Origin of the sequence: Piscicoccus intestinalis NBRC 104926 (assembly GCF_001515525.1) — a bacterium.
GTDB lineage: Bacteria > Actinomycetota > Actinomycetes > Actinomycetales > Dermatophilaceae > Kineosphaera > Kineosphaera intestinalis.
Window position 1 is genome coordinate 23,984 of record NZ_BCNQ01000054.1, and the last position, 7,393, is coordinate 31,376.

Below are 7,393 nucleotides of genomic sequence, written 5' to 3' on the forward strand. Positions count from 1 at the left end.
AAAGGATGACGATGCTGCTCACCACCCACACCTTCATCACCGCCGACGGCGTCATGCAGGCCCCCGGCGGTCCGGACGAGGACCGCGACGGCGACTTCGGCTACGGCGGCTGGATGGCGCCCTGGGCCGACGAGGTCTTCGGCGAGGTCGTCGACGGCTGGTTCGCCAAGACCACGCAGCTGCTCTACGGGCGCACGACCTACGACGTCATGGCGAGCTACTGGCCGCTGGTCACCGACGCCGACAACGCCGTCGCGACCGTGCTGAACAACGCCCCCAAGCACGTCGTCTCCCGCACGATGACGCGGCAGGGTGCGCCGTGGCAGAACACCGTCTCCGTGTTCGGTGACGACGTCGTCGACCGCGTGCGGGCATTGAAGTCCTCCGGAGACGGTGAGCTGCAGGTGCACGGCTCCTGGCAACTCATCCAGACACTCACCCAGGCGGGCCTTGTCGACGAGTACCGCATCATCCAGTTCCCCACGGTCGTCGGCCCCGGCAAGCGGCTCTTCGGCGACACGACACCGGCGTCGTCGTTCGAGGTCTGCGACGTGCGCACAACGACGCTCGGCGCCATCGCGATGAGCCTGCGCCCCATCCCCTTCCGCAGCGCCACCCACGAGGTCGTCGACGGCAAGGACACGGTCGTCGAGTAGCCCGAGTTGTCACATTCCGGTAATACAAGCCTGACAGGAGAGCCCCATGGACCACCCGCAGATCAGCACGTGCTTCTGGTTCGACATGAACGGCCTTGAGGCGGCGCAGCTGTACACCAGCGTCGTGCCCGACTCGCAGATCACCCACGTCACCGAGCCGACCTCGAACACGCCGGGGCGGGCCGACGGCGTGCCGCTGGAGGTGTACTTCCGCCTCGGCACGCAGCACTTCGTCGCCCTCAACGGCGGCCCGCAGTTTCCGCACACCAGCGCCGCGTCGATCCAGCTCTACGTCGACGGCCAGGACGAGCTCGACCGCATCTGGTCGGCGCTCCTGGCCGACGGCGGCTCGGAGGTGCAGTGCGGCTGGCTCACCGACAGGTTCGGTCTGTCGTGGCAGATCATCCCGCGCCAGTTCATCGACCTCATGACCTCGGCCGACGAGGGTGTTCGCGAGCGCGTCGTCGCAAAAATGCTCACGATGACCAAGCTCGACATCGCCCCGCTGGAGGAGGCGGCCTCGCAGGCCTGACCTGCTTCCTCGCCCGGCCCGGCCGCCCCGCGCGGCCGGGCCGGCGTCGCATCTGGCGGGGTAACGGGCGGGGTGCGCCCGAGGAAACAACCGTTTCGACGATCCCGATCGGGCCGCCGGCCACGAAACACCAGGTCACGGGTGACCGCGGGGAGCTTGCGGATGCAGTTGTGGTTCTTCGTTCGCGGCGACGCGCCGGGCCGACGGCCTCGTCGCGGGTGACAATGGCGGCGTGAACATCACGGCGCGCGCGGACTACGCGATCGAGGCGGTGCTGACACTGGCGCACGCCACGGCGGAGGAACCCGACCGCACCGTGCCCGCCGACGCGATCGCCGAGCGGGCCGACATCCCGCGCAAGTTCCTCGAATCGATCCTGCGCGACCTGCGCCGGGCCGGGATCGTGTCGAGCACCCGCGGCTCCCGCGGCGGGTACGTCCTGGCCCTGCCGCCCGAGGAGATCCACCTCGGCTCGATCGTGCGAGCGGTCGACGGACCACTCGCCCAGGTGCGGGGTCGCCGCCCGCAACACACCTCCTACTCCGCGTCGGCCACCCACCTGTCGACGGTGTGGGTGGCCGTGCGCGCCAGCCTGCGCCAGGTGCTCGACCGCACGACGATCGCCGACGTGCTGTCCGGGGAGCTGCCCGCCCACGTCGTCGAGCTCGCCAACCAGGACGACGCGTGGGAGAACCGCTGACTCGGCGTCCACTGCAGCGGCTACGCCGGCTCGCGGGATAGCGGCACACGGCCTACTCTCATCCGCACGACCGGACCGGTGACCCGGCGCACGCCGAGCGGCCACCGGTCCGTTTCTCGGCAACGGTGCCGACCACTCGCGAGGAGGCCTCGATGTCCACGCCCCACCCGATCGACCGCCGTCGGTTTCTGGCCGGGGCGGGCGCGCTCGGCGTCGGCGCCGCCCTCAGCGGGTGCGTCGGCCCCCAGAACAGGACCCGCGGATCCGGATCCGGCGAAGAAGTCGGGGGCGTCAGCCTGCTGCCCGCCGCCGACGGCGCCCCCGCGGCCGGGGCGGTCAGCTTCGCGCACTGGCGCGCCGAAGACAGCGGCGTCTTCGACCAACTCATCGCCGCCTTCGTCAAAGAGAACCCGAACGCCACCGTCACCCAAGACATCTCGCCGTCGAACGACTACCAGAGCACCGCGCTGCAACGCATCCGCGGCGGCACGATCGGCACCGCGTTCACCGCCTTCCGCGGTGCCCAGTTCACGACGATGAGCCAGGCCGGCATCTTCGCCGGCCTCGGCGCGCAGCCGTTCGTCGACGACTACGTCGCCGAGATGCTCAAGCCCGGCCAGGACGACACGCGGGCCCAGCTCGGCCTGCCTTACCAGCTCGTCTTCAACATGCCGATCTACAACGAGGACGCCTTCGAACGCGCCGGCATCTCGCAGGCGCCCACCGATTGGAACGGGTTCCTCGCCGCGTGCGAGGCGCTGCGCGGCGCCGGGCTGACCCCCATCGCCTGGCCCGGCGGCGAGGCCGGCAACGCGGGCCAGCTGCTGAACTCGATGGCGATGAACGCGATGCCCGACGACACCGCGTTCGCGGGCATCGAGGCGGGCCGGCTCAAGGTCACCGACGACTGGTTTCTCGGCATCCTGCGCCAATACCAGCAGCTGACACCGTTCTTCCAGCCCAACTCCACCGGCACCTCCTCGGAGCCGCTGCAGCAGATGTTCGCCTCCGGCCAGGCCGGAATGCTCGCCACCGGCTCCTTCCACATCGGCGCGGTGCGCAAGCTCGGGGCCCGGTTCCCCATCGACCTCATCGCGCCGATCACCGTGCCCGCCGATCAGGCCCGCTACGTGGGCATCCACAACGCGACGTTCATCCTCGGCGTCAACACCGCCGGCTCCGCCCAGGACGCCTCGCTGAAGTGGATCCAGTTCCTCTCCCAGCCGCAGCACGCCGCGGTCTACGCCAACGGCACCGCGCAGCACGTGACGGTCAAGGACGTGCAGTACACCGACCGCGACCTCGCGCACACGGCGCCGTGGATCGAGAAGCGCACGCTGCTGGCTCCGCGTTTCCAGTTCGACAACCTCGACGTGCGCAACGCCGTCGAGGGCGCGTGCGTCGCGGTCGTCGGGGGCACCCCGGTGGAGCAGGCCGCCCAGCAGGCGCAGACCGTCGTCGACCAGAAGCGGGGAGGCTGACGATGGCCACGACGCCCACGACGCTCACCAAGCCCACCCGCACGAGCCGCGACACCGGCTCCCCGACCAAGCGGCGCAACCCGATGGCGCCGCACCCGGCCCTGTGGCTGTTCCCGGTGCCGGCGCTCGCGTTGTACATCGCGTTCTTCGTCATCCCGACCGTGCAGGGCGTTGTCTACTCGGTCACCGACTGGGACGGTTTCAGCCCCGTGGCGTACTTCGTGGGCCTGGAGAACTTCGTGACGATCACGACCGCCGACACGCTGTTTCGCAACGCCCTGGTCAACAACGTGACGTTCATGCTCGTCGTCGTCGTGGCGCAGACGATCCTCTCGCTGGCCCTCGCCGTCTATCTCGTGGTCAACACCCGCGGCAGCGTCGCGCTGCGCTCGCTGTTCTTCTTCCCGACGATCCTGTCGAGCGTGTCGGTCGCCTTCATCTGGCGGTTCGTCTACGACCCGAACTTCGGCATCCTCAACACCGCGCTCGGGGCCATCGGGTTGGACGCCTGGCGGGGCTCCTACCTCGGCAACGACCAGCAGGCGATCTACTGGGTCGCGCTGACCCAGGTGTGGTTTCACGCCGGGCAGATGATGATCATCTACATCGCGGGCCTGCAGCAGATCCCCACCGAGCTGTACGAGGCCGCCGACATCGACGGGGCCGGGCGCTGGCAGCAGTTCCGCTACATCACGGTGCCGCTCGTGGCGCCGGCGACGGCGATGGTCATGGCGTACACGACGATCCAGTCGTTCAAGGCATTCGACCTCATCCTCGGCCTCGGCGGCAACCCGCCCCGGGCCTCGCTCGACATCCTGTCCACCCGCATCTACGCCGAGTTCGCGAACTTCCGGTTCGGGTACGCGGCGGCGCAGTCGCTGATCTTCATGGCGCTCATCGCCCTCATCACGTGGCTGCAGCGCCGGGCGATCGCGGCGACGAACCCGGAGGCGTGAGATGGCGTACAACCTGACCCGCCGCGCGGTGCTCGCGGTCTACACCGTGATCATCCTCGTGCCGCTGCTCGTCGTCGTCTTCGGGAGCCTGAAGACCAACCAGGAGCTGTTCGGTGCCCCGTTCGCGCCGCCGACCGACCCGCAGCTCGGCAACTACTCGACGATCCTCGGGGAGTCGGGGCTGGGCGTCGCGTTCCGCAACAGCGTCGTCGTCACCGGCATCTCGGTGCCGCTGACGCTGTTCCTCGCGAGCCTGGCCGCCTTCGGCATCGCCCGGCTGCCGGGGCGGCGCAGCGCGTGGCTGTTCGCCCTGTTCGTGCTCGGCATGGCGGTGCCGGCGCAGGCGAACATGATCCCGCAGTACGTGCAGTTCGAGACGTTCGGGCTGACCGACTCCCTCGTCGGGCTCGTGCTCATCAACATCGTCGTCACGCTGCCGATCGCGGTGTTCATCATGACCGGCTTTCTGCGCACCCTGCCCGCCGAGCTGTTCGAGGCCGCCGCGATCGACGGAGCCGGTCCGTGGCGCACGTACCGCTCGATCGCCCTGCCGGTCGCGGCCCCCTCGTTGTCGGCGACGGCGATCTTCCTGTTCGTCATCCACTGGAACGACCTGCTGTACCCGCTGCTGTTCATCCACGACCCGGCCAAGCGCACGATCCCCGTCGCGCTGCTGTCGTTCCAGGGCGAGTTCCTCATCGACTACCCGCTGCTCTTCGCCGGCGTCGTCGTCGCCTCCGCCCCGATCGTGCTCGCCTACGTCTTCCTGCAGCGCTACTTCGTCGCCGGCATGACGGCCGGCGCAGTCAAGGGCTGAGGCGGTCGAGCGCCTCAGCGGCTTCAGCGGGGAGCCAGCCCGGTCGCGCGCCTCGGCTTCAGCGGGGAGCCAGCCCGGTCGCGCGCCTCAGCGGGGAGCCAACCCGGTCACGCGCCTCAGCGGCTTCAGCGCGGAGCCAGCCCGGTCGCGTGGCTCAGCGGGGAGCCAGCCCGGTCGCGTGCGCCCAGCCCTGCTCGGCCCAGGCGTCGCGCACCGCCGCCAGCAGGGCGGTGTCGCCGGCGAGGCGGCGCATCGTCGCGCGCACGTCGGGCTCCGGGGCGACGAGCGCCCGCCACGGCTCGCACTCGCTCGCCAGCCAGGCGTACAGCACGTCCTGCGCGGCCAGCAGGCGCGCGCCGAACCCCGGCGGCCCGAGGGCGCCCCAGTGCGAGTCGTACACCCGCACGGAGCCGGCGACCCGGCCTCCGTGCAGGTGCACCGGCAGCTCGGCGGCGGGCAGGTCGAGCGGGGTGTAGTTCGGCTCGGTGGCGTCGAGGCACGCGAGCTGCTCGGCGTCGAGCCAGGAGGCGAAGGTGTCGGTGACCGCGCCCGGCTCCCGAAAACCGGTGGCGGCGACGAACCCGGTGCGGCTGACGTGCGCGCTGTGCCCGATCGTCAGCCCCTCGACCCGGGCCGACACGAACGGCACGACCGCGTCGACGCCGAGCACCGCGAACTTGCGGCGCATCACCGCGGGGGAGGCGTTCGAGCCGACGGCGAGCACCAGCGTGCGCTGCGCGATCGGCGGGCCCCCGGCCAGCAGAAACGCCTGGTCGAGCGTGCCGACTCCCGGCACCCTCGCGGCGCCCCAGTCACCGTCGGGCGGCGGCGTCAGCGGCAGGAACGACCCGCCGAGCAGCAGGCCGCTGGTCGCCGGCGCCCGGCCGGGGTACTCCCACGGGCGGGCGGTGAGGTCGTCGGTATCGGGCCCGATCACAGCCAGTCTCGTCGCTTGAACACGGCGTACAGACCCACCGACAGCACGACGATGAGCACGACGCTCAGCCAGTACCCGGAGACCTCGCTGAACCCGGGGTACGGCACGTTCTGCCCGAACCAGCCGGTGATCGCCGTCGGCACCGCGATGATCGCGGCCCAACCGGCGAGCTTCTTCATGACGACGTTGAGCCTCGCGTCCTGCAGCGACAGGTTGGTCTCGAAGACGCTGGTCACCATGTCGCGCAGCGACTCGGTCCACTCCGCGGCCCGCAGCACGTGGTCGTAAAGGTCCTCGTAGGCCAGGTCGAGCTCGGCGACCCCGGTGGGCCGGTGCCGCAGCAGCCCGTTGACGACCTCCCGCATCGGCAGCACGACCCGGCGCAGCTGCACGAGGTCCTTGCGCAGCCCGTACACCGCCTGGGCGAACTCGCGCCCCGTCGAGACCTCGTCGAACAGCACGTCCTCGAGCGCCTCGATCGCGTCGTCGAGCCGCTGGATCGTGTCGAAGTGGCCGTCGACGATCGTGTCGAGCAGGCCGTGCATCAACGCGCCCGCGCCGTGGGTGACGAGGTCGTAGTCCTCCGACCAGCGGCGCATCACCTCGTCGATGTCGAAGTCCTCACCGAGGCGCACGGTGACGACGGCCTGCGGCAGCACGAACCCGGAGATGCGGCTGGTGCGCAACCGGCCGTCATGTCCCTCGCGCGCGACGACCTTGTCGGCCTCCACCATGCCGTCGGGGCTGTCGGCGGTCGGCAGATCGAGCGTCGTCGCGTACGTCTGGAAGAACAGGTGCTGCGCGTGCCGCACGACCTTCGGCCGCTCCAGCGGCGCCGTCGCGTCTTCGATCGCCCCGTGCGACAGGCCGAGCTCGCTGCCGAGACGGCGCAGGTCGGCCGGAGTCGGGTCGACGAGGTCGACCCAGACGAGCGTCGCCGGGTCCTTGATCTCCTCGATGAGGCCGTCGTGCGGAATCTCCCGCGACACGGGCTCCCCGTCGCGCCACACACGGATGTGTCGGATGCACGTCAGACTCACGCACCCCAGTCTGGCGTGCGGCGAGCAGCGACCGGGCGGCGACCCACGCGACGGGGGCGGACCGGCTCCGGGCTGACGGGGGCTGACCAGGGCTGACCAGGGCCGGCCCGGTTAGGCCAGGTGCTCGGTCATGAAGTCGGTCATCAGGCGCGGCACGCTGGCCGCGCACCCGGACAGCCGGTTCTGACCCGTCGACGTCTCGATCGCCGAGTGCGACGGCTCGGGGTAGGCCGACGCGATCGGGTTCGTCGGCTCGGTTGCGCCGCGCCTCTGA

Annotated in this window: 8 protein-coding genes; 6 read left to right on the forward strand and 2 right to left on the reverse strand. The window is 70.5% G+C overall.

Features of this window, described 5'->3' with window-relative positions:
* Positions 1 to 11: 11 nt before the first annotated feature.
* The 6 genes from PINTE_RS10310 (at position 12) to PINTE_RS10335 (ending at position 5,142) form a co-directional block, all read left to right on the forward strand.
* Positions 12 to 656, forward strand: coding sequence for a dihydrofolate reductase family protein (locus tag PINTE_RS10310; RefSeq protein WP_068429759.1), 645 nt, complete (start codon positions 12 to 14; stop codon positions 654 to 656).
* Positions 657 to 702: 46 nt separating this feature from the next.
* On the forward strand, positions 703 to 1,188 hold the full coding sequence (locus tag PINTE_RS10315) for a VOC family protein (protein WP_068429763.1): 486 nt from the start codon (positions 703 to 705) through the stop codon (positions 1,186 to 1,188).
* A 232-nt stretch (positions 1,189 to 1,420) separates the two neighbouring features.
* A complete protein-coding gene (locus PINTE_RS10320; protein WP_068429767.1) occupies positions 1,421 to 1,888 on the forward strand; it encodes an RrF2 family transcriptional regulator in 468 nt (155 codons plus the stop codon).
* Positions 1,889 to 2,040: 152 nt separating this feature from the next.
* Positions 2,041 to 3,369, forward strand: coding sequence for an ABC transporter substrate-binding protein (locus PINTE_RS10325; protein WP_068429770.1), 1,329 nt, complete (start codon positions 2,041 to 2,043; stop codon positions 3,367 to 3,369).
* 2 nt (positions 3,370 to 3,371) lie between these two features.
* Positions 3,372 to 4,325 carry a carbohydrate ABC transporter permease gene (locus tag PINTE_RS10330; protein ID WP_068429774.1) on the forward strand — a complete coding sequence of 318 codons (954 nt, stop codon included), beginning with the start codon at positions 3,372 to 3,374 and terminating at the stop codon, positions 4,323 to 4,325.
* 1 nt (position 4,326) lies between these two features.
* Positions 4,327 to 5,142 (forward strand): carbohydrate ABC transporter permease, encoded by an 816-nt coding sequence (locus PINTE_RS10335; RefSeq protein WP_068429780.1) that lies wholly within the window; start codon positions 4,327 to 4,329, stop codon positions 5,140 to 5,142.
* 154 nt (positions 5,143 to 5,296) lie between these two features.
* Here PINTE_RS10335 and PINTE_RS10340 read toward each other — a convergent pair whose 3' ends face one another.
* Entirely contained in the window at positions 5,297 to 6,079 is a 783-nt protein-coding gene (locus tag PINTE_RS10340) for a hypothetical protein (protein WP_068429783.1), read from the reverse strand.
* Entirely contained in the window at positions 6,076 to 7,119 is a 1,044-nt protein-coding gene (locus PINTE_RS10345) for a magnesium transporter CorA family protein (RefSeq protein WP_068429788.1), read from the reverse strand. The genes PINTE_RS10340 and PINTE_RS10345 overlap by 4 nt, the downstream gene beginning before the upstream one ends.
* Positions 7,120 to 7,393: the final 274 nt, after the last annotated feature.